Source organism: Pigmentiphaga litoralis, from assembly GCF_048632615.1.
In the GTDB taxonomy this organism is placed as follows: Bacteria; Pseudomonadota; Gammaproteobacteria; order Burkholderiales; family Burkholderiaceae_B; genus Pigmentiphaga; species Pigmentiphaga litoralis_B.
Genome location: NZ_CP184479.1, coordinates 23,043 through 48,939 on the forward strand (window position 1 = coordinate 23,043; position 25,897 = coordinate 48,939).

Consider the following 25,897-nt stretch of genomic DNA (forward strand, 5'->3'; position numbering starts at 1 on the left):
TGAATCTTGATAATCACGGCCGTGAATATTGCGACGGCCTTGGCCAGACACGGGCAGCCCCATGGACCTGAAAGATATCGACCTGAACCTGCTGGTGGTTTTTCAGCGCCTCGTGACCGAGCGCCGCGTATCGGCGGCGGCTGCCTCGCTAGGCTTGACCCAGCCGGCGGTCAGCAACGCGCTCAAACGCCTGCGCCTTCTGCTGGACGACGAGCTTTTCATCCGTACCGCGCGCGGCATGGAACCCACTCCCTACGCCGCGCAGCTGGCCGAGCCGATCGCCTATGCCCTGAACGCCATCCACAGCAGCCTGAACCAGCGCAGCACCTTCGATCCGGCCACCAGCACGCGCAAATTCACGATCAGCATGACCGACCTGGGCGAGATCGACCTGATGCCCAGGCTGATGGACCGCCTGGCCACCGAGGCGCCCTTCGTGACGCTCAGCACGGTGCGCAACACGCTCGATCACCTGGCCGACGCGATGGAGGCAGGTCAGGTCGACGTCGCGGTCGGCCTCATTCCCCAGCTCAAGACCGGTTTTTTCCAGCGCCGCCTGTTCCTGCAGCGCTATGTGTGCATGTTCCGCGCGGGGCACGAGGTGGATGGCAAGAAGTTGACGGCCAAACGCTTCTTTGACGCCAGTCATGTCGTTGTCGTGTCCCAAGGCACGGGCCACGCACGCATGGACGAAATCATCGAATCCAAGGGCACTAGGCGGGTGCTGCTGACGGTGCCCCATTTCGTCGCGGTCGGGCATATCCTCAGCACCACCGACATGTTGGCCACGGTGCCCGAGCGCTATGCCCTGCGGTCGGCGGGCCCCTTCGGACTCAAGCATGTGCCCCACCCCCTGCCGCTTCCTACGGTTGGCATCAACCTGTTCTGGCACGCCAAATTCCACAGGGATCCCGCAAACCAGTGGTTACGCAACATCGTGTTCGAATCCTTCGTAGGCTGACGCGGGCCCTGGGCTGCGGCTGCTATCCTTGGCCCTCTCATCTCGTTGACCGGAGCCCGTGTGCAGCCCGTCGTATCCGTCAAGAACCTGTCGAAGACCTACGCCTCGGGCTTCCAGGCGCTCAAACGCATCAACCTCGACATCCGCCCGGGCGAAATCTTCGCCCTGCTCGGTCCGAACGGGGCCGGCAAGACCACCCTGATCAGCATCATCTGTGGCATCGTCAATGCCAGTGAAGGCACCGTCACGGCTGACGGGCACGACATCCGCGATGCGTACCGCGCGGCGCGGGGCAAGATCGGACTGGTGCCTCAGGAAATCTCTACCGACATGTTCGAAAGCGTGTGGAGCAGCGTCAACTTCAGCCGCGGATTGTTCGGAAAAGCGGCCAATCCCGCCTACATCGAAAAGATCCTGCGCGACCTGTCGCTCTGGGAAAAGCGCGACAGCCGCATCATGGCGCTGTCGGGTGGCATGAAGCGCCGGGTCATGATTGCCAAGGCCCTGTCGCATGAACCGCGCATCCTGTTCCTGGATGAACCCACCGCCGGGGTGGACGTGGACCTGCGCCGCGGCATGTGGGACATGGTGCGCCAGCTGCGCGAGAACGGCGTCACCATCATCCTGACCACGCACTACATCGAAGAAGCCGAAGAAATGGCCGACCGGATCGGCGTGATCAATCGCGGCGAAATCGTGCTGATCGAAGACAAGACGGCGCTGATGGAAAAGCTGGGCAAGAAGCAGCTGACGCTGGAACTGCAACATCCGCTGTCTGCCGTGCCCGCCGGGTTGGCGCAGTACCGGCTCGATCTGTCGCCCGACGGCTGCAAGCTGGTCTACACCTTCGACAACGAAGGACAGCGCAGTGAAATCGCGGGCCTGCTTCGCCTGCTGAGCGAGCACGGCATTGAATTCAAGGATCTGCAGACCTCGCAGAGTTCGCTTGAAGAGATCTTCGTCAGCCTGGTCCGGGGGAACGCATGAACCTGTACGCCATCCGCGCCATTTACCGCTTTGAAATGGCGCGCACCTTCCGCACCCTGATGCAGAGCATCGCATCACCGGTGATTTCCACGTCGCTGTACTTCGTGGTGTTCGGCTCGGCCATCGGTTCGCGCATGGTGGCCATCGACGGGATCAGCTACGGGGCCTTCATCATCCCGGGCCTGATCATGTTGTCGTTGCTGAACGAAAGCATTTCCAATGCGTCGTTCGGCATCTATATGCCCAAGTATTCCGGAACCATCTATGAGGTGCTGTCGGCGCCGCTGTCGTATGTCGAGATCGTGATCGGCTACGTCGGGGCCGCGGCGACCAAGTCCGTCATGCTGGGTCTGATCATGCTGGTGACCGCGAGGCTCTTCATTCCGTTCGAGATCGCGCATCCGGTCTGGATGGTGACCTTCCTGGTCCTGACCGCCGTCACGTTCAGCCTGTTCGGTTTCATCATCGGCATCTGGGCCGACGGCTTCGAAAAGCTGCAGATCATTCCGATGATGATCGTGACGCCCCTGACGTTCCTGGGGGGCAGCTTCTACTCGATCGATATGCTGCCGCCCTTCTGGCAGAAGGTAACCCTGTTCAATCCGGTCGTGTATCTGGTCAGCGGCTTCCGCTGGGCCTTCTATGGCGTAGCCGACGTCAGCCTGTTTGCCAGCGTCGGCATGACGCTGGTCTTTCTGCTGATGTGCATGCTGGGCGTGCGCTGGATCTTCCGCACGGGATACCGGCTCAAGAACTGAGCGCAAATGGTTGAGCATGACGCGCCCGCCCGGCAACGATCACACGGCCAGCGGGCGCGGATTTTATCCACAGATCATGTGGATAAAAACGCCCCGACCGGGCCGCGAAGCCCGGCCCCACGTCAGGCCATCGGGCCGCCGTGAAAACGGGCACTGACTGGAACAATGACGAGCCGACCTCATGACATCCCCTTCCGAGACGCCCTCTTCCTCAACCAGCGCGGTGGTTGACGCCGCCATCACCAGCCGGCGGTCTGTCCGCGCCTTCCTGTCCACGCCGGTGCCCGAGGCGCAGGTGCGAGCGATTCTGCAAGTGGCGTCCCGCGCGCCGTCGGGCAGCAACGTGCAGCCCTGGAAGGTGTACGTGCTGACCGGTGATCGGCTGACGACGCTGTCGGACGCCATTGTTGCGGTCTACAACGATCCGGACAAGGCGGCGGCGCAGTCGGAACCTTATGCCTACTATCCGCGGCAATGGATCGAGCCCTACCTGGCGCGGCGGCGCAAGGTCGGCTGGGATCTATATGGCCTGCTCGGCATCGGCAAGGCCGACAAGGCGGCGATGCATGCGCAGCACGGCCGGAATTACCGGTTCTTCGACGCGCCGGTGGGACTGCTCTTTACGATCGACGCCACGATGGAGCAAGGCAGCTGGCTCGATTACGGCATGTTCCTGCAATCCATCATGGTGGCGGCGCGCGGGCGGGGGCTGGACACCTGTCCGCAGGCGGCGTTCAACGGCTTTCATCAGGTGATCCGCGACCAGCTGAACCTGCCCGACAACGAGACCTTCGTATGCGGCATGGCCCTGGGCTACGCCGACCCCGATGCCGCCGCCAATCGGCTGACGACCGAACGCGCCGCGATCGATGACTTCGTCACCTTCCTGTCCTGACCTTCGCCCGGTGGGTGGACACGCAGCCGCTCCAGTGACGCACCACGCCGCCTGACAAATAGCTGACGTCCGTTCACGGAACCGTCACATTGCCTCTTTAAGCTTGCGGTCAGTTTCAGCCAGACGCCCCGCGCCGGCTGATTCCTACCCCACCAAATTAAGAGGTTTGCATGTCCTATTTGACAGACGAGTTCCGCGCCAAGAAACGCGCCGAGCAAGGCGTGGTGACCGTTGAAGGTCAGATGCTGGAAGACATCGTGGCGGCCAACCCAGGCCGTCGCACCATGCTGAAAAGCGGTTTTGGCCTGTCGATGCTGTCGGTCTTCGGCGTTACGAGCCTGGCCGCCTGTGGTGGCAGCGACGACAACGACAACGGTACGTCGACGCCCACCAATCCCGCGCTGAACTACGGTGTTACTTTCACGCCGATCGCCAAGGTCACCGACCGCGCCAACCCTCTGTTCGACGCCGTCATCGTGCCGAATGGCTACGTGGCTGAAGTCCTGTTCTCGGCAGGCGACCCGGTCGTTGCCGGCTCGACGGGCTACAAGGGTGCGTTCCAGACCTCCGCCGAAACCGAGCGTCAGGCAGGCGGCCAGCACGATGGCATGCACTTCTACGCGATCCCGAACGTCGATCCGCAAAAGGGTGGCCTGCTCGCCATCAACCACGAAGCCCTGGATTCCGCCATCCTGTTCGAAGGCAGCTACAACGCCGCGACAGCCACGGCCGAACAGAAGAAGATCGCCCTGTCGAACGTCGGCGTGTCGGTCATCGAAGTGCAACGCGCCGACACCGGCAAATGGTCGGTCAAGCAGAACTCGACCTACAACAAGCGCTACACGGGCAACACCGTGTACCAGGTGGGCGGTCCGGCCAAATCGGTCGTGGGCAACACGGTCGTGGGCACGCTGAACAACTGCGCCAGCGGCCCGACGCCCTGGGGCACGTACCTGACCTGTGAAGAAACCACCGACAACTACCTGGACCCGACGCAACCCGAAGTCGGTTATGGCTGGGTGGTGGAAATCGATCCGCTCGGCACGCTCGCGCCCGCCACCAAGCGTACCGCCATGGGCCGCTTCGACCACGAAAACACCGCCTACATGACGAATGCCGCCAACCGCGTCGCGTTCTACATGGGCGATGACAGCACGCCTGGCTGTATCTACAAGTTCATTCCGAGCAAAGCCTTCGATCCGGCCAACCGTGCCGCCAATGCCAATCTGCTGGATGAAGGCACGCTGTACGTGGCCCGCTTCAATGGCGACGGGTCGGGCAACTGGGTGGAACTGACCCAGGGCAAGAACGGCCTGGTGGTCGGCGCAACCGACCCGGGCAACTTCACGCAAGTCGCCCCGGGCACGGTCGCCCCGTCGACCATCGTCAACTTCAACACGCAGGCCGATGTCCTGCTGAACACCAAGTCGGCGGCCCGCGTCGCTGGCGGCACGCTGATGGATCGCCCGGAATGGATCACGGTGGGCCAGGAAGGCACCGTGCTGTGCACGTTGACCAACAACGGCAGCCGCCGCCGCACCAGCGAATCGAATCCCCGCGCGACCAACCCGCACGGCCATATCATCCGCTGGAAGGAAACGGGAGCGTCGCCACTGGCCACGACCTTCACCTGGGACCTGTTGCTGCTGGCGGGCGATCCTTCGATCGCCGCCGACAACCAGAAAGGCAACATCAAGGGCGACACGTTCTCGAGCCCGGACGGCATCCGCATCGATCCGCAGAACCGCCTGTGGGTGCAGACCGACGCCGGCACCGGCGCGAGCACGACCGATATCTTCGGCAACAACTCGCAGTACTACGTTGACCAGCAGACGGGCCAGTCCAAGCGTTTCCTGGCAGGCCCGCTGGGTTGCGAGATCACCGGCATTGCGTACACACCAGACCTGACGACGATGTTCATCAACATCCAGCATCCGACAGGCAAGTGGCCCGCGGCCAACCTGCCGGCACGGTCGTCGACCGTCGTGGTGCGTCGCACGGACGGCAAGCCTGTCGGCGCGTAAGCAGCACACCGCAGTTGCCATGGCGGCGCTACCTTCGGGTAGCGCCGTTTTTTTGGGGGCCGCTGACTGCAGGCACAATGACGGCCTGCCCTGCTTTGGGCCTTCTTCTTGTCTGGAGTAGCGGCCCATGCCTTTGAACGCCGCACGACTTGCCGCCTTTCGCGCGGCGGCCCAGGACCTGCCGGGCATCGATGTCGACGCCTATGCCGCCTGGGGAAAGGATCCGCTCGACCCGATTCTGGGTCTGGGCGCGCCGACCCGGCGCATTGCCTTCTTTGGGCGGGACCCCGGGCGTGACGAAGTGCGGCGCGGCGAACCGTTCATTGGCGCGGGAGGCCAGCTGGTACGACGCGTGGTCTACCAACACCTGACCGGACATCACGCCGCCGACGTCGACACCCTGAGCGCGCTCACGAACGACTTCTTCTGGATCAACACGGTGCCCTACAAGCCGGTCGGCAACAAGGCGTGGTCCATGGCCGTCAAGCGGCGCTTCCAGCCCTTGATTTCCGACCTGCTGCTGAACGTCTGGCGCGGCAAGACCGTTATCACCCTGGGGCGCGAGGCTTTTTTGTGGTTTGGCATCGGACAGCCGGCGGACACGCGCGCGCTGCTGGATGCATTCTGGGCGTCGGACGACCGTTTCGTCCGTACGCTGACAATCTTCCTTGAAGCGCCCGAAGGCAGGTCCCGGACGCTGACGCTGGCGCCACTGCCCCACCCCTCTCCACTCAACGCGGTCTGGTACGCCCGCTTTCCAGGTCTGCTGCGCGACCGGCTGGAGGCGCTGGAGGTCCGGCGCGACACGCTGGACATCAGGGGCGTCTAGCCCCTGATCGCTTGCGCCCCCACCATATACGCGCCCAGCAGGATCAGGCTGCCTAGAAAGCACCTGCGAAACACCACCGGCGACAGCATGTCCCGGATGCGCTGACCGATCACCATGCCCGCCAGTGCGGGCAGCAACAACAGCGCGGAGACGGCCGCCACGCCAGATGACATGTCGGCGCTGCGGGTCAGCACGACCCCGAGGGCGGCGACCGAGATCATGAAGCTGATGGCCATCGCCCGCACCAGTTCGTCACGCGCCAGGCCAAGCGACTGGAGGTACGGCACGGCCGGGATGACGAAGACACCGGTGATGGCGGCAATCGCGCCAGTTGCCGCGCCTGCGAGGGGCCCCACCCATCGCTCCGCTTGCCGGGACAGTTGCCTGGGCCGGGCCAGCAGGCCCCATGCGCCGTAGGCCATCAGGGCGCCGCCCAGCAGGTAGGCGGCGCCGGCGCCCGACGGCGCGCCCCATTTCCAGGCGGTCAGCCACGTACCCAGGCATACGCCAGCCTGCATGCCCGCCAGGCGGCGCAATACGCGCCATGCCGATCGCCACGGCAAGGCTTGCCATACATTGGTCAGGAAAGCAGGAATGATCAGCAGCGCGGCGGCTTGCGCCGGCGGCATCACCAGGGCGAGCAGGCCCATTGCGACCGTGGGCAGGCCCAGGCCGACCACGCCCTTGACGCAGCCTGCCAAAGTAAAGATGGCGACGGTGGCGATCCCGACGGGCGACAGCAATACGGCCAGCAGCGAGGACAAGGAAGTAGACATGGTGTGCGAACTCGCAAGGACAGCGACAAAGTGCGATTGTGCGCGCCGCGCCGGCGTGCGGTGCATTGGGAAGATACACGACCTGCCTCAGGCGCATCCTTAGCCTGCCAGGGCCGGAGCGCGCCTGCCATGCGGACCACATACCCGCCGTGCATCGCAGCTGCCTGCCTGCCTGCCCTGCTACGATGCCTCATGCGCCTCGACCTGATCGACCTCCAGCTTTTCCTGCACATTCGCGATGCCGGTTCCATCACGGCCGGCGCGCGGCGCTCGCACATGACCTTGGCATCCGCCAGCGAACGCATTCGTGGCCTGGAAGACGCGCTGGGCGAGCCGCTTCTCATCCGCAATCGGCGCGGCGTCGTCGAAACGCCTGCGGGGCGCACCCTGGCCCATCATGCCCGGCTGGTGACGCAGCAACTGGAGCACCTGAAGGGCGAGTTGAGCCAGTATGGCAATGGGGTGCGGGGCCATGTCAGGCTGCGGGCCAATGCCGCGGCGGTGAGCGAGCATCTGCCCGAAGTCCTGGCGGATTTCCTGGTGGCGCATCCACTCGTGTCGCTTGATGTGCATGAACATACCAGCGCCGAAATCGCGCACGGCGTGCGCACGGGCATGTGTGACATTGGGGTGGCGTCCGACGCCGCGGACTTGCAAGGGTTGGCGGTGCTGCCCTTCAGAGCGGATCGGCTTGTGCTGATCGTGCCTAAGGACCACCCATTGGCTGATGGACCTGCGGCGCGCTTTGCGGACGTGCTCGATGAGCCGTTCATCGGTCAGGCGGAGCAAGGCGCCATGGCGGCCTTGCTGACGCATCACGCCAGGTTGGCGGGCAAGACGCTGGCATACCGGGTGCGGCTCGATAGCATGGATGCCATCTGCCGGATGGTGGGGCGCGGCGCGGGCGTGGCCGTCGTCCCTGAGGCGGCCGTGCGGCGGATGGGGCGCGCCGCCGGAATCCGGCGCGTCCGGCTGATCGACGCCTGGACGCGCCGGCACGTCGTGCTGTGCGTGCGTGACCCCGACCAACTTACCCTGCCGGCCCGCCAGATGCTCGACCATCTGCGGGCGCATGCCAGGTAGACATCGCAACGGGCGGCTCCCTACGGCAGGTTGCGCACTGTCGTTGATGCGCAGTCGGGCGCCCGGGCGATCAGGGCCTGGCCCTCTCGGCTCATTCCGGCTTGATGCCCGCTTTCTTCGCCACTTCACCGAACAGCTTCAACTCCCGCTCGATGCGGGCCTTGAACTGGCCCGCGTTTTCGCTGTTTGGCTCGAAGCCCGCCGTCCGCAGCTTTTCGACGTATTCCGGATTCGCAGCGACTTCATTGACGGCGGTCGCCAGCTTCTTGCGGATGGCAGGGTCGGTACCTGACGCCACCATCAGGCCGAACCAGATGCTCAGCACCACATCGGGGTATTTTTCGGCCGCGGCCGGAACGTTGGGCAGGCTGGCGAGCCGCTTCGGTTCCATCACCACCAGCGGGCGCAGCCGTTCCGTGCGAATGAATTCGGCCGATGGCGCGGGCGTGGCCGATGCGAGGTCCACCTGTCCGCCCACCGCATCGGTGACGACGGCCGCCGCGCCCTTGTAGGGCACATGCGTGATGTCGATCCCGCTGGCGGCCTTCAATAATTCAACGGCGAAGTGCTGCGGTGTGCCGTTGCCCGAGCTGCCGTAGTTCAGCTTGCCCGGATTCACCTTCGCATAGGTGATCAGTTCGGTAAACGACTTGACCGGAATATTCGGGTTGGCCAGCAGGAGCAAGGGCGTTCCGGCGATCAGTCCAAGCGGCTCCAGGTCTTTCGAAATGTCGAAGGACAGGTCTTTCTGCATATAGGGGCCGATGGTCCGCGCCGTGTCGGTGAACAGGATGGTGTAGCCATCGGGCGCGCCTTTGGCGACCATATTCGATCCGATCGCGCCGCCAGCGCCAGCGCGGTTTTCGACGATGACCTGCTGGCCCAGCTTGGCCGACAGGTAAGGCGCCACCAGACGGCCGACGATGTCCGTGCCGCCGCCCGGCCCGAAGGGTACGACCAGGCGAATGGGCTTGGTGGGATAGGCATCGGCGGCCACGGCGGCCAACGGGCTGGCCAGGACGGCGGTGCTGACGGCGGCCGCAATCAGGGTGCGAATGAAAGTCATGATGTCTCCTCGGTAGCCCGCAAGGGCCTGGCGCTGTGCGCTCGTTGTTCGACTGCGGTAGTGCTGACAGCGGTCCCGGCCGCCGCGGTCCGGCGATCCGCGCGATGCACGGGGCCGGGCCCCGTCGCGATCGCGCTTCGGATCAGGGTGCCAGGTTCACATTCACGTTCTTGATCTGCGAAAACTCCAGCAGTTCTTCAAAGCATTCTTCACGTCCGATGCCCGACTGCTTGTAGCCGCCGAACGGCGCGCCCAGGAAATGCTTGCTGGTGTCATTGATCCAGACGTAGCCGGCTTCGACGCGCTGCGCGGCGCGATGGGCCGTCACCAGGTCCCGGGTCCAGATCGAGGCGGTCAGGCCAAGCTCGACGCGATTCACCATCTCGAACAGTTCGTCTTCGTCTTCCCACCTGAACATCGACAGAACCGGTCCGAAGATTTCTTCGCGGGCAATGGTCATGTCGGCATTCACATCGGCAAAGATCGTCGGTTCAATGAAGAAGCCGTCTGCCAGCCCTTCGGTATCCGGATGCTTGCCGCCGATCACCAGCCGCGCGCCTTCGTCCTTGCCCGAGTTGATGTACTTCATGATCTTGTCGTACTGGATCTGGTTGATGACGCAGCCCATGGTCGTGGACCAGTCGGTGGCCATGCCTGGCTTGTGGCGCTCCCGCGTCAGCCGGGCGGCGCCTTCGACCACCTGGTCATAGATCGATGCATGGATGAACGCGCGGCTGGTCGACCCGCAGGACTGACCCGCCCACGTGAAATTCATGCCGCGCACCAGGCCGTCGGTCAGCGCCTTGACATCCGCGTCCGGAAAGCCGATCAGGGCATTCTTGCCGCCCAACTCCAGCAGCACGGGCTTGAGCGAATCCGCTGCGCTGCGCATGATGGCCTTGCCGGTGGGCACGCTGCCGATCAACGTGATCTTCTTGACCAGCGGATGGACCGTCAACGCCTGGCCGCATTCCTTGCCGCCGCTCAGGATGTTCAGCACACCCGGCGGAAAGATGGGGCCGATCAGTTCAGCCAGCCGGATGCCCGACAGCGGCGCGGGTTCGGCCGACTTCATGACGACTGTATTGCCGGCGGCCAGGGGTGCCGCGATCTTGGCGCCCACGAACATGAACGGGTGGTTGTAGGCCACGATGCGGGCGACCACGCCCAGCGGTTCGCGCAGGGTGTAGTTCAGGCGGTCGTCGCCCATCGGAATCGTCGATCCCTTCAGTTCCATCACGACGCCGGCAAAGTAATCCAGGCTGGCGGCGGCAATGTTCGCGTCGGAGATCATTTCCGATACCGGGTTGCCGGTGTTGATGGCGTCGATCAGCGCCAGCTCTTCGGCATGCTCGCGCAGCACGGTGGCCGCGCGGCGCATGATCGCGGCACGATCCATCGGTTTCATGCGGCGCCACGCCGGATAGGCGGCATGGGCGGCCTTGACGGCCGCATCCACGTCGGCGGCGTTGGCGTCGGCGGCTTCGCCGACCTGGCGGTTCAGGCCGGGGTTCAGCGTCGGAACATACTTGCCGCTGATCGGGGCATGCCATTCACCGCCGTAGAACAGGTCGCGATGGGTCGGGATCACGGTGGCGGGATCGATGCTGCCCTTCTTGGGGGCGGTGGACACAGTGCTGCTCATGAAAGGCCTCGTTCGTATCGGTTCATTCGTCGTGGCTGCGGGTCATGCCGGCGGCCATGGACGGGCTGTAGCCCGCGGTCACGTGGACATCCACCACCACGGCGGCGCCGCCCCGCACGGCGGCAATGGCGTCGCGCAGCACATCGGCCAGCTTGGCCGGGTCGGTCACCGGGCCGATACCCTTCAAGCCCTGGGCGCGCGCCATCATTGCCAGATCCGGCGCGGGGTCATCGATACGCTGCCCGATCCAGCGGTTTTCGACCGGGCGGTTCCGTTCCTTGGCCACCCGTTCCTGGTGGACTTCATCATTGAAGAAAGACCGGTTGTTGGCGGTGATGATCAGCATCGGGATGCCGGCGTTGGCCGCCGTCCACAGGCCGGCATTGCCCATCATGAAATCGCCGTCACCCAGGATCGACACCGGCAGGCGGCCCGTGTCCTTCAAGGCCAGCGCCGAGCCCACCGACATGCCCGGGCCGGAACCAATGCCGCCGCCGCCGTCGCCGCCCAGGTAGTCGAGCGGATGACGGAAATGCCACATGTCGCCGGCCCAGCCCAGCGGCAGACGCATCAGGCAGACGTCGTCATCGCCGACCACGTCCTTGAGCGTCGCGGCCAGCGCGTGAATGCTGATCGAGCCGTCGGCCGCGGCGGCGGGCTTGGCCCACTCGGCCGGCGTGTAGTCGCTGACTGCCTTGACGTCCAGCCGCGCCAGCAGTTCCTCGACCACGGGTTCGATGCCGCAGGCCAGGTAGATGTCGGCGGGCGGCAGGCCCTGGTGGTCCATGCTCCAGCCGTTATGGATGTACTGGTCGACGGATACCTGGATGACTTTGCAGCCCGCGGGCGCATTGCCCCAGCCCTGCTTGAGCGTGCCGGCCAGGTCCACCCAGTCCAGGCTGAGCACCACGTCGGCCTGCTTGAGCAGCGCCCCGGTATCGCCCGACAGGAAGACGCCCGGGGGCGCCAGGTGCAGCGGATGGTCGGTCGGGAAGGCCGCGCCGGTCTTGAGATCGGTCAGCACCTTGGCGTTGAGCGCCTCGGCCAGTTGCACGCGGCGGTCCCAGGCGGCCTTGTCACGGGAAGCCCGGCCCATCAGGATCATGGGGTTCTTGGCTCCCTTCAGCAGCGCCAGCGCCTGGTCCACCAACCTGGGATCGGGATAGGTGGTAGGCGGCGGCGCGTAGCGGGAAGCATCCGGCAGTGGCGGAATGGCGTCCAGCTTCTGTTCCTGCATGGCCGCGTCGAAGCAGACGTAGGTCGGCCCGGGCGGCGCGGTTTCGGCGATCTGCTTGGCGCGCAGCAGTGCTTCGTACGACGCCCCCACCGACGCCGGCTGGCAGTCCCACTTGGTGTAGTGGCGCACCAGCGCGCCCTGGTCCTGCGCGGTATGCAACCAGTCGATCCACGGTCGGCGGCGGGCCGCATCGACGGGGCCGGTCGCGCCCATGATGACCACCGGCAGGCGGTCGCACCAGATGTCATAGATGGCCATGGTGGCGTGCATCAGGCCGACGTTGCTGTGCACGATCGCGCCCAGGGGCTTGCCCGTCACCTTGGCGTAGCCGTGCGCCATGGCGACAGCGTGCTCTTCGTGCAGGCACAGCAGCATCTGCGGTTTTTCATTGCCCAGGTGATTCACCAGGCTGTCGTGCAAGCCGCGAAAGCTCGAGCCGGGATTCAGGCAGACATACGGGATGTCCAGGCTTCGAATCATTTCGGCGAGCGCGTCGCTGCCCCAGATGCCCTCGCTGCGGGAAGGCTGCGGAATGTCGCGCCTGACGGTGGCGACAGGGCTGGGCACGGGAAGAGTCATGCAGGTCTCCGATCTTATGGGTCTGGGCCGCCGCGAAATAGCCGATGGCGATCGGCGCACGGAAGCAAGTGAACGCACTGTAAGATTGAACTTCACATTGATCAATCTTGATTGCACGTTCAACCTATGCCGCCTGATGACGCCGCCCGGATCTACCTGACTTCGACCGAGGCCACCGCCCTGCTCGGCATCCGCATCCAGACGCTTTATGCCTATGTCAGCAAGGGGCTGATCCGCAGCGTCAAGCAGGTCGGAACCAAGGAACGTCTCTACCGGCGAGACGACATCCTGCGCGTGCAGGCGAGGTCGATGGCCCGATCGGGCCACGGCGCCGTGGCGGGCGCCGCGCTGCAATGGGGCGAACCGGTCGTGCCCACGTCGATCACCGAACTGACGCCAGAAGGCCCGCGATACCGCGGCCGTCTCGCCATGGACCTGGCATCCAGCGGCGGCAGCTTCGAGGCCGTGGCCGAGTTGCTGTGGACGGGGCTATGGCATCCGGACATCGCATGGCCACGGCGCGCCCTGCCCCCATCCGTCGCCACCGCGATCGCGCCTGTCCTGAGCGTGCCGCAAGGCAATGGCGAACTGGCCGAGATCCTGGCCATGGTGGTGCTGCGCCTTGGACTTGCGCGTGGCACGGTGGAAGAACGCATCGTGGGCGGCCAGACGCAAGACGCCGCGCGCGAGATCATCACCGCCATGGCCGGATGCTTTGGCATGATCGGCCCCACGCGCAGTTTTCATCGCGGCGGGCGGGGTTCGGTCGCACAGCGCCTGCTCGAAGCCATGGGGGTGGAACCGCATGCAGCGAATGTGCATGCCTTGCAGGTGGTACTGGTACTGTTCGCGGATCACGAACTGTCGTCCAGTACCTTCGTCGCGCGCGTTGCGGCGTCGGTCGGCGCGTCGCTGCATAGCTGCGTGTCGGCGGCGCTGTGCAGTGCATCGGGTATCGAGCTGTCCCGCAACTACGACCGGATCGAAGACTTTCTGCATGCTGGCGCGTCGCGTCCGGCGTTGCGCAAACGCGCGGTGGCGCTGCATCAGCAAGGGCTTGGCGTCCCGGGCTTCAGCCATCCGCTTTACCCCGAAGGCGATGCTCGCGCCATGGGGCTGCTGGCCATTGCCAAGGAACGCTCCGACGGCAACAAGCGCCTGCGCATGCTGCTCGATTTCGTGGAGCAGGTTTCCCAGGACCTGGGCTTGCCGCCCCGGCATGAATTGGGCGCGCTGGCGGTCGCCCAGGCCATCGGCTTGCCGCGCTACAGTACCGGCGCGGTATTCATGCTGGCGCGCACGGCCGGTTGGGTAGCGCACGTACAAGAACAGCGCCGAGCAGGGCAGATGATCCGGCCGCGCGCCAAGTTTGTGACCGCCGGTGCGTAAGGCGACGCCAAGGTGCATTGCGCATTGGTGACGAGGCGCAACAGGCAATGCAAGTGTCGTGTCCGCCTACCGCCACACCCTTAGCACGCGACTTGATCGCGCCACTTCGTTTTGGCGGTGCGCGACTGACGTGACATGCACTCCCTTGCTTATTAGGCGCTTGATAACAACATGTCGAGGCAGGTAGCTGCCACCCGTACCCACGTCGGCGTCAGTCGGTTTCGGACAAAGATCACAGCGTCCCGCCCTGAACAAGGGACTTACAAAACGACAAGAAAAGATCTGCGACGACTGAGAATTACGCATAGAGTCGATCAAAAGGAAGCCCGAATGCGTCATCAACGATGCCGGTTTCTTGCTTCCTGAGACTGGACCGCGGAGTCATGATGACCGATGGAATATCTGTGATCGTTGTAGGCGCATCTCTGGGCGGTCTCGACGCCCTCAGCCGTATTGCTCATCTACTGCAGTCGGACTTCCCGGTGCCTATCGTGGCAGTGCTGCACACCGGGTCTCAGGACCCGCGACGGATCGCGGACCGGCTAGGCAGCCGCAGCGCGCTTCGCGTGACCTGTGCCCAGGACGGCGAGCGGCTGGTACCAGGCACCATCTACCTGTCGACACCAAGCCACCGCTTGACGGTGGTACCGCCCGGCACGCTCCGGCAGACGCCAACCGCGGCCGTGAACGGAGCGACCGCTGACGCCCTTTTCCTGTCGGCCGCGCGCACCTTTGGCGAAGGGGTCATTGGCGTGGTGCTGAGTGGCGCGGGCGCGGACGGAACCGCGGGCATGGCCGCGATCCATGAAGCAGGCGGAATCGGTATCGTGCAGCGGCCCGATGAGGCCGAAAGCACCGGGATGCCACTGAGCGCCATCCAGGGCGACCACCCGGACTACACGGCATCCATCGAAAAAATCGCCGAGCTGCTTGGCACCTCGGTGCACGAAGACAGCGCGCACGCGGGGCCGGCTGCGCTGCCCCGCGATGATTTCCTGAAAGTGGACACCGGCAATGCCCAGGCCGCTGCCGTGCTGAATCTGCCGACCGACCTGGGCGCCTGAGCCCACGGGCTCGTACAGGCCTAGCGGTGCTGCCCGGGCGACTGGTGGGTGGCGACCAGCCGCAACGCCGTCAGGTCCGCGCCTGATAGCACACCACCGCGCCCCAGCAGCCGGCCGTTTTCCCAGTTCGACAGACCCAGTTCGGGCAGGCCCAACGCGTATTGCCCGTCCACCCACCGCGTAAACCCATCGCCCACGAACGGCGCGTCGATATCGGCCCGGAAGCGGGCATGCGCATCGGCATCCGTCGCGATCAGGCTGGCCACGAAGCGGGGACTCCAGCGGTTGAACAGCGCGACCGCCTCGGCCACGTCTTGCACGATGGCCAGCGTGACTTCGGGCGTGTCCTCCCATTCCCATTCCCGCCCCAGCGCGTCTTCGGCCAGCAGGGTCGCGAAGGGTTCCTGCGACGCGCCCTCGGCCCGTTGCACCTTGACCTGCTGCGTAAACACCTGGTGCGGCAGATACGCTTCGCTGCCCGCGAGCACGTGCAGGCGGGCGTCCTGCCCCCGCGCGGAACCCGCAAGACGCAAGGCATCCAGGAACACCGGCACCAGTTCCGCGGCACGCGACACGGGGATGCAGCAGACATTCAAGGTGTTGCACACCTTGCGATCCAGCGAGTTTTGCACGACCGCGCCGAAGCGCGCCGTGTCGGCGGTCGGATCCACGACCATCCAGGCGCCTCCGGTTCCATGCGCACTGACCGGGATGCCGGCCTGGCGCGCCACGCTGCCCAGTTCCAGTACCGCATGGCCCGACCCGCGCGCCACGGCCAGCGCAAGCCGTCGGTCGCTGAACAGCGCCCAGCCCGCGGCGCGGTCCTCGGCATCGAGCAACGTGACCGCGCCGGTGGGCAAGCCCGCCGCCGCCAGTGCGGGATGCAAGGCATGACGCACGATCGCGCGCGCGGTCCCCAGTGCGTCACTGCCTATGCGCAGCACCGCCGTATTGCCGGTGGCCAGGACGCCCGCCGCGTCGGCAAAGACGTTCGGCCGGCCTTCGAAAACGAATCCGATGATGCCCAGGGGCACCCGGACCGTCTCCACCGTCCAGGTGGGGTGGTCGACCTTGCCGACGACAGGGGTGATGCCTGTCATGGCAACCCAGCTGCGCAGGCCGGAGATCATGTCTGACCGCATGCGGTCCGAGACCGTCAGGCGGGTGGTCGAACGGCCACGATCCTGCGCGCGGCGCACGTCGGCCTGGTTTGCGTCGACGATGGATTGCCAGGTCGCTTCATCTTCCAGCGCGTCGGCAAAGCGGTCATAGAACGCGGCGACCGCGCCGGGCGCGGCGCGTGGCAGTTCTCGGAACGCGTCGGCGGCGGCCGATACGGCGTCTTCGACCAGGTGCTGAACGGCAGCCGGGATGTGCAGCAGCGCGCCCGTGCGCTGGACCACCTGCAATCGATCGCCAGGCTGGAACGCACTGGCAAGGGCGTCGGATACCGTGGTGTAGCGGTCGCCGCCGTAAGGGATGACCATGCCCGCGGTCAGGCGGGTCAATCGGGAATCTGCTGTCATGATGTCAATAATCGAGAAAATCCGGCGCGCCCGCGCGCCGTCAATCCCGTAGGGTAACGCGTCGCGGCGCCGGCCGCCCTGCTGCTACCATCGAACCGGGCCGAGCGGCCCGCTCATTTCCTTGACGAGATCGACACCATGACCGAAGCCGAAGCCCGCCAGCTTGCTACCCACCGTCACTACAAGGGCGGCCTGTACCGCGTGGTCGGCAGTGCCCGCCATTCCGAAACCCTGGAAACCATGACCGTGTACGAGCACCTGTGGCCGCGTGAACGTGGTCTGTGGGTGCGGCCACAGGCCATGTTCGAAGGCACGCTGGATGACGGCCGCATCCGTTTCGAGCCCTTGACCCGCTGACCGATGGCGATCACCAGCGCGGGCGTCCTGATGTACCACGTGCGGGACGGGCGGCTCGAGGTGCTGCTGGTCCACCCCGGTGGTCCCTTCTGGCGCAACAAAGACGCGGGCGCATGGTCCATTCCGAAAGGCGAGGTGGATGAAGGCGAGGACGACGCCGCCGCCGCACGCCGGGAATTCGAGGAAGAACTGGGCGCACGGCCCGAAGGCGACCTGATCCCGCTGGGCGAGGTGCGCCAACGCAGTGGCAAGCGGGTGCGAGCGTTTGCGCTGGAAGGCGACTTCGATGCCGGCACCCTCCGCAGCATGACATTCGAGATGGAGTGGCCGCCGCGCAGTGGCCGGATGGCCAGCTTTCCCGAAGTGGATCGCGCGGCGTGGTTCGATCTTGGCGCGGCACGGGGCAAATTGATCTCCGGTCAGCTGCCGCTGCTGGACCGCCTGGTCGATTATGTGCAGGCGCGGGGTGCTGACGAGCAAGCCGAGTGATACATGAGCAGGTCTTGCCTGCCAGACCGGGGGCGATGTATGCACCACCTTCGGGCACACGGCCTGCTCTATGAAGAAAGCCGCGACAGACGGCACATAAGCCTTAGGGGGACACTTGCACCATGAATTCCTGTGAAACCACCGCCGACTACATGCGCCGCCACGATCTGGTGCTGGTCACGGCCGAATCCTGCACGGCGGGCCTGATCGCCGCGAATCTGGCCGACATTCCGGGCGCCGGTTCGACGCTGGACTGCGCCTACGTTACCTATTCGCCGGACGCCAAGCGGGAAGTGCTTGGCGTGCCAGAAGACACGCTGCGCAACCACAACCTGACCAGCGAACCGGTGGCCCAGGCCATGGCACGCGGCGCCCTGGAACGCAGCTGCGCGAACGTGGCCATCGCCGACACAGGTGTCGTCGACGATTCCGATCCCGAGATCCCGCCCGGCACGCAATGCCTGGCCTGGGCATTCGAACTGGACGACGGCCAGATCGTCGTGTATTCCTCCTGCTGCCGCTTCGAAGGCGACCGCCGAGAAATTCGTGAAGCGACCGCCGAATACGCGCTGGAACGCCTGCCGCATTACCACCAGCAGGCGCTGCAACTGACCGCACAGAGTGTGGCCAGCGCGGGCTGATCAGCGCCAGCCGCGGTCGTCCCGACGCATCATGCCGAAAGCGGCCAGACAGGCCAGGCCGGCAATGCCGCCAAGCAGATACACCGGCGTCGGGATCGACCGCGCCATGTCCGACGCGATCTCGCCCGACCGCGGCAGCACCAGCTGCATGCGGCGTTTGGTCATGGCGGCGCCCAGCTCGCCAAGGCGGTCCGCAAGGATGCGTTCGGCCTCGGGCAACAGGATCGTCTCTTCATCGGCCACGTGGTGCAGCACGTCGCGCATCAATTCCATGACGGTATCGTCGTAGGCGGGATCGGTCGGCTCCATGCCCCGAAGCTGCGCGATCAGGCGGCGCATTTCATCGTGCTCGGGCACGCTCTTGCGGATCGCTTCGTTGTCCGTCACCTCGCGGATCGCCGGATAAAAAATCTCTTCTTCCAACTGTGCATGGATTTCGAGCGCCGTACAGATCGTGTCGACCAGCCCTTGCTTGACGCGGGGATTGGTATCGATCTTGTAGCGATGGAAGGTCACCAGGACGTGGCTGTGGTCCAGCCGGATCATGCGCGTGGCGCCGGGGGAAATGGTCGAGAGTGCGAGGTCCATGAGTCACCTGTCTGGGTTGGGGAAGCTTCTGCTTCAGCAACTGCTGTGCCGTGACGCTGCTGCCGCGCAACGGGTGCGCGGTTCGCTGCGATCGGTACCCAGATCCTGGCCGATGGGGCTTTTCACGCGGTGATGTACCTCGTGGGTCTGGCGGGCCTGGGGGTGCTGCTGCGTCATCGGGGCCAACTTTCCCAGACGCGCGCGACGGTGCTGGCAGGCCATGCGCTGATCGGCTTTGCCGCATGGCAGGTGCTGGACGTGGTGATCGTGCACTGGGTGTTGGGCCTGCATCGCGTCAGGATGGACGCCTCCGCGCCGCTGGCCTGGGACATAGGCTGGCTGATCATCTTCGGAGTGGCGACCGGGCTGTGGGGATGGCGCTGCTGGCCGGCAATGGATCGTCGGGTCCTGGGCGCGGGACGCCGTCGCGGGGCGCCGCGGCGGGCGGCATGCTGGGGGTGCTGGTCATTGCCGCGGCGATGCTGAACCTGGCGCCGGTTGCCCCCTTTCCCCCAACCGCACAGTGGATGGCGCGGCTCAGGTCACCCTGGTGACGCTGCCAGGCCAGGGCGCGCGATCGGCCTATGCCTTTGCGCAGCGGTACGGCGCCGCAATCATTGAGACCAGCAACGATGGCACGGTCTGGCTCATGAATCTGCCAGCCGGGGCGAGCCGTATGCCACGCTACACCGACGGCGCCTGGGTGGTGGCGGCGGGCGCCTTGGGCGGTTGCGCGTCATGGATGGCCGCGCGCTGACCGGTCCGTGCTTGCGACCCGTCGCCTGTCGGCACGCCGCTTGCGAAAAGCGCCAGGCGGCGGCACTCCGGCCGTCATCAAGCAAGGAGAAAGATCATGCAGATTCAAGTGGATCCGGCGCAACTGCCGTCCGCCTATCGGGCCCAGCGCACGGCGCGCGGACTGGGCTGGTTCAGTCTGGCGCTCGGGCTTGCCGAAATCATCATGCCGCGCACCATGGCCCGCTTATGCGGCGTCCACGCCAGCCCGTCGTTGATGCGGTGTTATGGCCTGCGTGAAATCCTGTGTGGCGTGGGACTATTGAGCACCCGCAACGCTCGCCCCTGGTTGTGGGCACGGCTTGGCGGCGATGTTCTGGACATGGGCACATTGCTGACCCAGGCCGATGCCCACGGCGCGGCCAAAGGCCGCCCCAAGGCGCATTGTTGAATGTCGCAACCATTACCGCGCTGGACCTGCGGACGGCCATCGACTACGAGCCCATGGGCCAGGGACGAACCGTTGACTACGCAACCCGCTCGGGCTTTCCGTCAGATGCCGACAGCATGCGTGGCGCTGCGCGCGGGCTGCGCGACACGCCGATGGGAGCCACCGGCGCGGCGCACGCCATGACACCACAGGCGCGGCCCGAAAGCCTGAAGACATCCGCCCCAGGCGCCGGCGCCCCTGCGTCCACCCCAATGGCCCTGGCGCCCGATATCGAGTAGCGCGGATCAGCGGGTCGGCACGGCCGTCCCGCGGTCGCGATCCTGCTGCGGGCGTTCGGCGGGCGGCGCCGATTCATTTGGCGCAGTGGTGCGCGGAACCGGATTACGCGCTTCGCCCAGTCCCTGATGCCGTGTGCCCGTGGGCTGTCCGCCGCCAGGCTTGGCCGCGGTTTCAGCCAACTGTACGTGATGCCGCATCAGCGTCAGGCCGCGTTCGATTACGGACCGCACGTCCGGATCCTTGACACCGGGTTGCGCCTTCTCCAGCTGCGCGATGCCTTGACGATTCTGCGTCAGCCCGGCCTCGCGTACATAGGCATCATCAAACTCCTTTCCGCTCTTCTGTCCCAACGAGGTCAGCAGCTTTTTCTGCGCGGCAGACGGCTCGGTGGGCAGCGACAGCTTGCGCACAGATGCGAGCGCCTTCAGCTCGGTCTCCGCCTGCAGGTGATCACGCGTAACGGTACGGGCGAACTCCCGCACCGGGTCGGTGGTTGCGCGCGCGCTGGCCATCTGGCCAGCTTCGATTTCAAAACGACCGAATTGCGCCGCAGCCCGCAGCAGCGAAGCATCCGCCTTGGACAGATCGGCGGCGGTCGCAGACAAAGGCAGCGCCACCAGGCAGACGGCGCCGGTGGCCAGACGCAAGGCAAGACGGCGCATCGGGCTGATACGGATCGCGGGACTGAATGAGGTCATGGGAAGTCTCCAATTGTGAACTCAACCATGGCCCGCAAGCCGCATGCCACGGCGCACTTCGGGATGACGCCTGGCCCCCGTCAGGTCAAGGCGCGACGGGCAACGCCCGCTTGTGCGCGGTGCTGCGGTACACACCTTTCAATTTTTCACTGGCCGCGGCGTCGACCAGTTTGCCTTCCAGGAAGTCATCGATCTGCTCGTAGGTCAGACCAAAGGCGGCCTCGTCGGGCTTTTGCGGCGAGTTCGTTTCCAGATCGGCGGTGGGTACCTTCATGACCAGCTCTTCGGGCGCCCCCAGCTTGCGCGCCAGACTGCGCACTGCGCGCTTCGACAGACCACTCAATGGAATCACGTCGGCCGCGCCATCACCGAACTTGGTGAAAAATCCCATCAGGGCTTCGGCTGCCTGGTCGGTGCCGATCACCAGGCCTTCCTGCGCGCCCGCCACCGCGTACTGCGCGATCATGCGCTGACGCGCCTTGGTATTGCCAGTCACGAAGTCGGCATGCGCCTCGTCGCGATACACGAGGCCCCCGGCTTCGAGCGACGCGCGCATGGCGTCGGTCGCGGGCTTGATATCCACGATCAGGCGTCTGTCGGGCCGGATGAAATCCAGGCTTGCCTGCGCGGCGGCTTCGTCTGCCTGGGTGCCATAGGGCAGCCGCATGGCGTAGAAAGTAGCTGGGTGGCCCGCGGCGCGTGCGCGTTCCACGGCAAGCTGCGCCAACCGCCCCGCAAGCAGCGAATCGACGCCGCCGCTGATACCCAGCACATAGCAGCGGGCGCGTGCGTTCGTCAGGTAATCGCATAGAAAGGCGACGCGCCGTTCGATCTCATGATCCACATCGACGGGGTTGACGACGCCGAGTTCGGCAATGATGTCACGTGTGTCCAGGGTGGTGGTTGGGTTCATGGTGTCATTCCTCGTCAAGACTGTCCTCGTTCATAAAAGGGTGCTCAAGGCCGAAGGCCATAGTAGTCGGCCAGCGACGCAATGTCCGAATCGCTCAGGCGCGACGCAAAGGATCGCATCTCGCCCTGATCGTCGTTCGCGCGCTGATTGCCGCGAAACGCGTTCAGCTGCGCCGCGATATAGGCCGAGGGTTGGACGAACAACCCCGGCATCAAGGGGCCGGCGCCACGGGCGTCCATCCCGTGGCAATTGGCGCAGGCCGGCAGAGCCCGCTCCATATCGCCGCCCGTGTGCAGCCGCGCGCCCGCCGACGGCTGGTCTGCCGCTGCGGCGGCCTGCACGGCCGGGGCGGGTTGCAGGCCATAGTATTTCGCCACCGACGCAATGTCCGCTTCGGACAGCGTCTTGGCGATACCCGACATGATGGGATGCGCGCGCGTCCCATCCTTGTAGTCCGTCAGTTGTTTTGCGATGTATTCGGCCGACAGCCCGGCCAGGCGTGGAAAGGACGATGCCGCCGTTGCCGCCTGCGCGCCATGGCAGGTCACGCACGCCGCCGCGCCCGTGGCGCTTCCCGCGCTGGCGATTTTTTCCCCGTTAGCCGCCTCGCCGCCCTGGTCCAACACGGTTTCCCAGCGCGCCTTCGCCACGACAAAGTCCGTGCCCGTGCGCTCGCGCGGTGCGGCGGGCCTGGCCTGCGCCGCGGATGGATCGGGCGCGGGAGGCGGCGGCGATCCCGGCGGCGCGGTTGCCGCCGTCGTTGCCGGGGTTGCGGGTGCATCGCCCGCGCGCGGATTGCCATCGATCAGGCTGGTGGAAAACGCCAGGTGCATGATGCCGACGAACACTGCGGTGGCAGCCACCGCGGCACCCACGCCAAGGCCCAAGGGCTTGAGAGGGTTGCTCATGTCTTCACCAGCGGTCCGGGTTGGCGAAGGTACTGCTGCTTGACGGCGTCGACCGTCCAGTAGGCCATCGCGCCCACGGTGCCGGTCGGGTTGTAGCCCGAGTTCTGGGGGAACAACGCCGCGCCGGTCACGAACACGTTGGGCACGTCCCAGCACTGCCCATAGCGGTTCACGACGCTGGTGGCCGGATCGCTACCGATCGGCGCACCGCCGGTCAGATGGGTCGACTGGTAGGTGGTGGCCCCATAGGGCCGCACCCGCGGATTTGCCTCGGCCAGGGTCACGCCGCGAATGGCCTTGCCGATCTCGAACGCCTTGTCCGTCAGGAACGCCGACATCCTGATGTCGTTATCCGGGAAGTCATATGTGATGCGCAGCAGCGGCAAGCCCCAGGCGTCCTTGTAGGTGGGGTCCAGGCTCAGGTAACCCGTTGGCGTGGACATCGCGGCGCCGGTGATCGTGATGGGCATGGAGTGGTTGTAGTAGCGCCTGGCTGCCTGCTTCCATTCACTGCCCCACCCCGCCGTGCCCTTGGGCACCGGCCGGTAGCCGATGGGCGCGCCCCCGACCACCTGGATCTGGATGTAGCCGCCGCCCACGAAACCCAAGGGCCCATGATCGAAATTGTCGGAGTTGAAGTCGTCCATCGTGACGGCGGCGGCGCCCGCGCCCATGAAGGGGTTGATGTTGACCTTCTCATCAAAGAACAGGTTGACGCTGGACGTGGTCTGGTGCGTATAGGCACGTCCCACCGCGCCTTCGCGTGTCGCCGGATCGTAGGGCCTGCCGATGCCCGACAGCAGCAGCAGCCGCACATTGTGAATGCCGAAAGCGCACAGGAACACCATCTCGGCGGGCTGAAAGCACTCTTCGCCGGACGCGTCCACATAGGTCACCCCGCGCGCCTTTTTCTTGTCCGGCGTCAGTTCGACGCGCAGCACGTGCGCATTGGCCCGCAATTCGAAGTTGGACAATTTCATCGCCGCTGGGAGCACGCACACTTGCGGGGACGCCTTGGCGAAGTGCTCGCAGCCATAGTTCGAACAGAAGCCGCAGTACACGCAGGCGTTCATGTTCAGGCCCTCCGAATTCTTGTACGGCCGGCTTGCCAGCGCGGACGGCTGCACATACGGGTGATAGCCCATCTTGGCGGCGGCCTCGCCAAACAGCGCCGATGCGTAAGGCACCTTGAGCGGCGGGTTCGGGTATTGCCGCGAGCGCCACGGATCGAACGGATTGCCGTTGGGCTGCAGCTTCTTGTTGAGGTTGCCGGCATAGCCCGACGCGCCGATCAGGTAATCGAAGCGGTCGTAATAGGGTTCCAGCTCGTCGTAGGTCAGCGGCCAATCTTGCGGCGTGATGTCGGGCGACAGGATCTTGGCGCCATACTTTTGCGTGTAGTGGCTGCGGAACTTGAACTCGGTTTCGTCGAAGCGGTAATAGGCGCCCGACCAGTGATTGCCCGCACCGCCCACATGCGTGGCGGGGAACGCGAACTGCCACCGGCGCATCGGCAGGGCCTGTTCGCTGGGGGTGTTGCGGAACGTGAACGTCTCGACCGCGGTGTTCTGGTGCAGCTCGTGGCGGCGTGTGTACTTCAGCTCGTCGTGCACGGTAGGCGCCTGGAAGTCGGGCGATGGCCAGCGCGGCTGTCCGCGCTCCAGCACTACGACGCTCTGGCCATTGGCCGCAAGCTCTTTCCCGATGATGGATCCGGTCCACCCGCCCCCCACGATCACGACGTCCTTGGCTGGCAATGTCTTGCTCATCGCATGTGTCCTCCGTGGCCACCGTGCGCGGCGTCGGCAATGGAAATCGGGGGGCGCGTCCACGCCACGCCATGGCGTTCGACGTCACTCATGTAGCTCGCGTACGCGCCCGGAAAGCCCACCAGCTTCCACGATGCCATGTCCCGATTGCCGCCATACACCGGGTCGGCAAAATAGCCTTCTATCGTGGCGTCGAGCAAGGCCGCGAAGAACACGGCCGACGGCAGCGGTGTCGCCGGAATGTCGCCGGCCTGCATGCGCTTGAGCAATTGATCCTGCGCGGCACTGTCCAGGTCGGCGAACGCCCCCTTCCCGCCGCTGGCGGCCGCCTGGTCCAGGCTCGCGAGGCCGGCGCGGAACATCTGCGCGGGCGTGAAGGACAGCTGGTAGCCCTGTTGCGGTGTGCCGGCGACGAACGGCCCTTGTTTGTAGAAGTGATCCCCGCTGCCCCACGCGCCCGCCAGCTGCTGGTCCAGGAAGACGGCCACCCCGGCGTCCTTGGCGCCCGGCCCCAACGCATCGGTCGGGATCAGGCGGTCGATCGCGGCTTCGACGGCGCGCACTTCCTTGGCGTTGAAAAAGCGCCACACATAGGGGGCAGCGGCCGCCGTGGACGGGGTGCTTGCTGCCGGTGCGGCCGTGCCATTGCCCGCTGCCTGGGCTGCGGCCCCGCCTGTTGGCATCCCCGCGGCGGCCGCCGCGGGCCCGCCTGCGAGCAAGGCTTTCAGGACCTCGCGGCGCGTGAATCGAAGGGCGTGTTCCAAACCTGGCTCCTTGGATGGGCGGGCGCTGCCGCCAGTGAACCCGCGCCGCCGTGTGCGCCGGTGGAGGACGGGCGCTTAGCGCGATGTGGCCGGGGCGGCCGTATCGCGAGGGGTCGTGGCGGGATTGGCGGACGTCGTATTGCCCGGCCGGTTCGTCATGGTCGAGCCGGACTGCGGCGTGTTGGCAGGATCGGCGTCGGTGCGCGGCGTGGGCATCGGACGGCGCGGCGCGGAGGTGGCCGCCGGCGGTTCAGGCGTCTGGCCCATGATGCCGCTGCTGCCGTTCACGCCCGACCCGGGATCGGATGACCCATGCTGCGATGGCCCGCCGTGCGACGAGCCGTGCTGCGACGACGATGCGGCCGCCGCCGACAGAGGCACGGCGGCAAGCGTCATGAACGAAAACGGGGCGGCGGCAAGGATTGCGCCGTGGGCAAGCATGCGGAGCACCTTCATGGTGTCCTCCCTCTGGATGACTGACGGTTG

Annotated in this window: 28 protein-coding genes; 16 read left to right on the forward strand and 12 right to left on the reverse strand. The window is 65.7% G+C overall.

Going from position 1 to position 25,897, the window contains the following annotated elements:
• Positions 1-61 precede the first annotated feature (61 nt).
• The 6 genes from ACNANG_RS00125 to ACNANG_RS00150 all read left to right on the forward strand — a co-directional run bounded on the left by ACNANG_RS00125 (position 62) and on the right by ACNANG_RS00150 (position 6,454).
• Positions 62-961 (forward strand): LysR family transcriptional regulator, encoded by a 900-nt coding sequence (locus ACNANG_RS00125; protein WP_420225465.1) that lies wholly within the window; start codon positions 62-64, stop codon positions 959-961.
• 60 nt (positions 962-1,021) lie between these two features.
• Positions 1,022-1,948: an ABC transporter ATP-binding protein gene (locus tag ACNANG_RS00130; protein WP_420225466.1), complete on the forward strand. Its 927-nt coding sequence runs from the start codon at positions 1,022-1,024 to the stop codon at positions 1,946-1,948.
• Positions 1,945-2,706, forward strand: a complete 762-nt coding sequence (locus tag ACNANG_RS00135) for an ABC transporter permease (RefSeq protein ID WP_420225467.1) — start codon at positions 1,945-1,947, stop codon at positions 2,704-2,706. The genes ACNANG_RS00130 and ACNANG_RS00135 overlap by 4 nt, the downstream gene beginning before the upstream one ends.
• A 181-nt stretch (positions 2,707-2,887) precedes the next feature.
• The gene (locus ACNANG_RS00140) at positions 2,888-3,601 is read left to right on the forward strand and encodes a nitroreductase (RefSeq protein WP_420225468.1); all 714 of its coding nucleotides are present in this window, start codon (positions 2,888-2,890) and stop codon (positions 3,599-3,601) included.
• Between the two features lie 170 nt (positions 3,602-3,771).
• Entirely contained in the window at positions 3,772-5,625 is a 1,854-nt protein-coding gene (locus ACNANG_RS00145) for a PhoX family protein (protein ID WP_420225469.1), read from the forward strand.
• Between the two features lie 127 nt (positions 5,626-5,752).
• Positions 5,753-6,454, forward strand: coding sequence for a uracil-DNA glycosylase family protein (locus ACNANG_RS00150; RefSeq protein WP_420225470.1), 702 nt, complete (start codon positions 5,753-5,755; stop codon positions 6,452-6,454).
• Here the strand turns inward: ACNANG_RS00150 and ACNANG_RS00155 are convergent.
• On the reverse strand, positions 6,451-7,230 hold the full coding sequence (locus tag ACNANG_RS00155) for a sulfite exporter TauE/SafE family protein (RefSeq protein ID WP_420225471.1): 780 nt from the start codon (positions 7,228-7,230) through the stop codon (positions 6,451-6,453). The genes ACNANG_RS00150 and ACNANG_RS00155 overlap by 4 nt on opposite strands.
• Positions 7,231-7,422: 192 nt before the next feature.
• On the opposite strand from ACNANG_RS00155, the gene ACNANG_RS00160 reads away from it, so the two are divergent.
• Positions 7,423-8,313, forward strand: coding sequence for a LysR substrate-binding domain-containing protein (locus ACNANG_RS00160; RefSeq protein WP_420225472.1), 891 nt, complete (start codon positions 7,423-7,425; stop codon positions 8,311-8,313).
• A 91-nt stretch (positions 8,314-8,404) separates the two neighbouring features.
• Here ACNANG_RS00160 and ACNANG_RS00165 read toward each other — a convergent pair whose 3' ends face one another.
• The 3 genes from ACNANG_RS00165 to ACNANG_RS00175 form a co-directional block, all read right to left on the reverse strand.
• Positions 8,405-9,379, reverse strand: a complete 975-nt coding sequence (locus tag ACNANG_RS00165) for a Bug family tripartite tricarboxylate transporter substrate binding protein (protein ID WP_420225473.1) — start codon at positions 9,377-9,379, stop codon at positions 8,405-8,407.
• A gap of 142 nt (positions 9,380-9,521) precedes the next feature.
• Positions 9,522-11,024 (reverse strand): aldehyde dehydrogenase family protein, encoded by a 1,503-nt coding sequence (locus ACNANG_RS00170; RefSeq protein WP_420225474.1) that lies wholly within the window; start codon positions 11,022-11,024, stop codon positions 9,522-9,524.
• Positions 11,025-11,046: 22 nt separating this feature from the next.
• A complete protein-coding gene (locus ACNANG_RS00175) occupies positions 11,047-12,840 on the reverse strand; it encodes a thiamine pyrophosphate-binding protein (RefSeq protein WP_420225475.1) in 1,794 nt (597 codons plus the stop codon).
• A gap of 126 nt (positions 12,841-12,966) precedes the next feature.
• On the opposite strand from ACNANG_RS00175, the gene ACNANG_RS00180 reads away from it, so the two are divergent.
• Positions 12,967-14,229, forward strand: coding sequence for a citrate synthase (locus ACNANG_RS00180; protein ID WP_420225476.1), 1,263 nt, complete (start codon positions 12,967-12,969; stop codon positions 14,227-14,229).
• Between the two features lie 404 nt (positions 14,230-14,633).
• Entirely contained in the window at positions 14,634-15,293 is a 660-nt protein-coding gene (locus ACNANG_RS00185) for a chemotaxis protein CheB (RefSeq protein ID WP_420225477.1), read from the forward strand.
• A 20-nt stretch (positions 15,294-15,313) separates the two neighbouring features.
• On the opposite strand, the gene ACNANG_RS00190 is transcribed toward ACNANG_RS00185, so the two are convergent.
• Positions 15,314-16,819 carry an aldehyde dehydrogenase family protein gene (locus ACNANG_RS00190; RefSeq protein ID WP_420225478.1) on the reverse strand — a complete coding sequence of 502 codons (1,506 nt, stop codon included), beginning with the start codon at positions 16,817-16,819 and terminating at the stop codon, positions 15,314-15,316.
• 138 nt (positions 16,820-16,957) lie between these two features.
• On the opposite strand from ACNANG_RS00190, the gene ACNANG_RS00195 reads away from it, so the two are divergent.
• From ACNANG_RS00195 to ACNANG_RS00205, 3 genes are all read left to right on the forward strand, one after another.
• Entirely contained in the window at positions 16,958-17,176 is a 219-nt protein-coding gene (locus ACNANG_RS00195; protein ID WP_420225479.1) for a DUF1653 domain-containing protein, read from the forward strand.
• A 3-nt stretch (positions 17,177-17,179) separates the two neighbouring features.
• Entirely contained in the window at positions 17,180-17,665 is a 486-nt protein-coding gene (locus ACNANG_RS00200; protein WP_420225480.1) for an NUDIX domain-containing protein, read from the forward strand.
• A 122-nt stretch (positions 17,666-17,787) separates the two neighbouring features.
• Positions 17,788-18,306: a CinA family protein gene (locus ACNANG_RS00205; RefSeq protein WP_420225481.1), complete on the forward strand. Its 519-nt coding sequence runs from the start codon at positions 17,788-17,790 to the stop codon at positions 18,304-18,306.
• Here ACNANG_RS00205 and ACNANG_RS00210 read toward each other — a convergent pair whose 3' ends face one another.
• A complete protein-coding gene (locus ACNANG_RS00210; protein ID WP_420225482.1) occupies positions 18,307-18,894 on the reverse strand; it encodes a hemerythrin domain-containing protein in 588 nt (195 codons plus the stop codon).
• A gap of 132 nt (positions 18,895-19,026) precedes the next feature.
• On the opposite strand from ACNANG_RS00210, the gene ACNANG_RS00215 reads away from it, so the two are divergent.
• The 4 genes from ACNANG_RS00215 to ACNANG_RS00230 all read left to right on the forward strand — a co-directional run bounded on the left by ACNANG_RS00215 (position 19,027) and on the right by ACNANG_RS00230 (position 20,358).
• On the forward strand, positions 19,027-19,380 hold the full coding sequence (locus tag ACNANG_RS00215; protein WP_420225483.1) for a DUF2243 domain-containing protein: 354 nt from the start codon (positions 19,027-19,029) through the stop codon (positions 19,378-19,380).
• A gap of 64 nt (positions 19,381-19,444) precedes the next feature.
• Positions 19,445-19,651, forward strand: a complete 207-nt coding sequence (locus tag ACNANG_RS00220) for a hypothetical protein (RefSeq protein WP_420225484.1) — start codon at positions 19,445-19,447, stop codon at positions 19,649-19,651.
• A 96-nt stretch (positions 19,652-19,747) separates the two neighbouring features.
• Entirely contained in the window at positions 19,748-20,080 is a 333-nt protein-coding gene (locus ACNANG_RS00225) for a hypothetical protein (protein WP_420225485.1), read from the forward strand.
• Positions 20,077-20,358, forward strand: coding sequence for a hypothetical protein (locus tag ACNANG_RS00230; protein ID WP_420225486.1), 282 nt, complete (start codon positions 20,077-20,079; stop codon positions 20,356-20,358). The genes ACNANG_RS00225 and ACNANG_RS00230 overlap by 4 nt, the downstream gene beginning before the upstream one ends.
• A gap of 6 nt (positions 20,359-20,364) precedes the next feature.
• Here the strand turns inward: ACNANG_RS00230 and ACNANG_RS00235 are convergent, their stop codons facing one another.
• The 6 genes from ACNANG_RS00235 to ACNANG_RS00260 form a co-directional block, all read right to left on the reverse strand.
• Entirely contained in the window at positions 20,365-21,006 is a 642-nt protein-coding gene (locus tag ACNANG_RS00235) for a DUF4142 domain-containing protein (protein ID WP_420225487.1), read from the reverse strand.
• 136 nt (positions 21,007-21,142) lie between these two features.
• Positions 21,143-21,970, reverse strand: a complete 828-nt coding sequence (nadE, locus tag ACNANG_RS00240; protein ID WP_420225488.1) for an ammonia-dependent NAD(+) synthetase — start codon at positions 21,968-21,970, stop codon at positions 21,143-21,145.
• 44 nt (positions 21,971-22,014) lie between these two features.
• Complete coding sequence (locus tag ACNANG_RS00245; RefSeq protein ID WP_420225489.1) at positions 22,015-22,878, reverse strand: c-type cytochrome; 864 nt, start codon at positions 22,876-22,878, stop codon at positions 22,015-22,017.
• On the reverse strand, positions 22,875-24,647 hold the full coding sequence (locus ACNANG_RS00250) for a GMC family oxidoreductase (RefSeq protein ID WP_420225490.1): 1,773 nt from the start codon (positions 24,645-24,647) through the stop codon (positions 22,875-22,877). Before ACNANG_RS00250 ends, ACNANG_RS00245 begins: the two co-directional genes overlap by 4 nt.
• Entirely contained in the window at positions 24,644-25,411 is a 768-nt protein-coding gene (locus ACNANG_RS00255; protein ID WP_420225491.1) for a gluconate 2-dehydrogenase subunit 3 family protein, read from the reverse strand. Before ACNANG_RS00255 ends, ACNANG_RS00250 begins: the two co-directional genes overlap by 4 nt.
• 75 nt (positions 25,412-25,486) lie before the next feature.
• The gene (locus ACNANG_RS00260; protein ID WP_420225492.1) at positions 25,487-25,867 is read right to left on the reverse strand and encodes a hypothetical protein; all 381 of its coding nucleotides are present in this window, start codon (positions 25,865-25,867) and stop codon (positions 25,487-25,489) included.
• Positions 25,868-25,897 lie beyond the last annotated feature (30 nt).

Bases quoted from the DNA above. Each gene is read 5' to 3' on its own strand.
- ACNANG_RS00170 (WP_420225474.1), bottom strand. From the start codon at position 11,024: ATGAGCAGCACTGTGTCCACCGCCCCCAAGAAGGGCAGCATCGATCCC.
- ACNANG_RS00200 (WP_420225480.1), top strand. From the start codon at position 17,180: ATGGCGATCACCAGCGCGGGCGTCCTGATGTACCACGTGCGGGACGGG.
- ACNANG_RS00160 (WP_420225472.1), top strand. From the start codon at position 7,423: ATGCGCCTCGACCTGATCGACCTCCAGCTTTTCCTGCACATTCGCGAT.
- ACNANG_RS00150 (WP_420225470.1), top strand. From the start codon at position 5,753: ATGCCTTTGAACGCCGCACGACTTGCCGCCTTTCGCGCGGCGGCCCAG.
- ACNANG_RS00145 (WP_420225469.1), top strand. From the start codon at position 3,772: ATGTCCTATTTGACAGACGAGTTCCGCGCCAAGAAACGCGCCGAGCAA.
- ACNANG_RS00140 (WP_420225468.1), top strand. From the start codon at position 2,888: ATGACATCCCCTTCCGAGACGCCCTCTTCCTCAACCAGCGCGGTGGTT.
- ACNANG_RS00205 (WP_420225481.1), top strand. From the start codon at position 17,788: ATGAATTCCTGTGAAACCACCGCCGACTACATGCGCCGCCACGATCTG.
- ACNANG_RS00195 (WP_420225479.1), top strand. From the start codon at position 16,958: ATGACCGAAGCCGAAGCCCGCCAGCTTGCTACCCACCGTCACTACAAG.
- ACNANG_RS00225 (WP_420225485.1), top strand. From the start codon at position 19,748: ATGCAGATTCAAGTGGATCCGGCGCAACTGCCGTCCGCCTATCGGGCC.
- ACNANG_RS00210 (WP_420225482.1), bottom strand. From the start codon at position 18,894: ATGGACCTCGCACTCTCGACCATTTCCCCCGGCGCCACGCGCATGATC.
- ACNANG_RS00245 (WP_420225489.1), bottom strand. From the start codon at position 22,878: ATGAGCAACCCTCTCAAGCCCTTGGGCCTTGGCGTGGGTGCCGCGGTG.
- ACNANG_RS00215 (WP_420225483.1), top strand. From the start codon at position 19,027: ATGTACCTCGTGGGTCTGGCGGGCCTGGGGGTGCTGCTGCGTCATCGG.
- nadE (WP_420225488.1), bottom strand. From the start codon at position 21,970: ATGAACCCAACCACCACCCTGGACACACGTGACATCATTGCCGAACTC.
- ACNANG_RS00135 (WP_420225467.1), top strand. From the start codon at position 1,945: ATGAACCTGTACGCCATCCGCGCCATTTACCGCTTTGAAATGGCGCGC.
- ACNANG_RS00125 (WP_420225465.1), top strand. From the start codon at position 62: ATGGACCTGAAAGATATCGACCTGAACCTGCTGGTGGTTTTTCAGCGC.
- ACNANG_RS00250 (WP_420225490.1), bottom strand. From the start codon at position 24,647: ATGAGCAAGACATTGCCAGCCAAGGACGTCGTGATCGTGGGGGGCGGG.
- ACNANG_RS00180 (WP_420225476.1), top strand. From the start codon at position 12,967: ATGCCGCCTGATGACGCCGCCCGGATCTACCTGACTTCGACCGAGGCC.
- ACNANG_RS00175 (WP_420225475.1), bottom strand. From the start codon at position 12,840: ATGACTCTTCCCGTGCCCAGCCCTGTCGCCACCGTCAGGCGCGACATT.
- ACNANG_RS00190 (WP_420225478.1), bottom strand. From the start codon at position 16,819: ATGACAGCAGATTCCCGATTGACCCGCCTGACCGCGGGCATGGTCATC.
- ACNANG_RS00165 (WP_420225473.1), bottom strand. From the start codon at position 9,379: ATGACTTTCATTCGCACCCTGATTGCGGCCGCCGTCAGCACCGCCGTC.
- ACNANG_RS00155 (WP_420225471.1), bottom strand. From the start codon at position 7,230: ATGTCTACTTCCTTGTCCTCGCTGCTGGCCGTATTGCTGTCGCCCGTC.
- ACNANG_RS00260 (WP_420225492.1), bottom strand. From the start codon at position 25,867: ATGAAGGTGCTCCGCATGCTTGCCCACGGCGCAATCCTTGCCGCCGCC.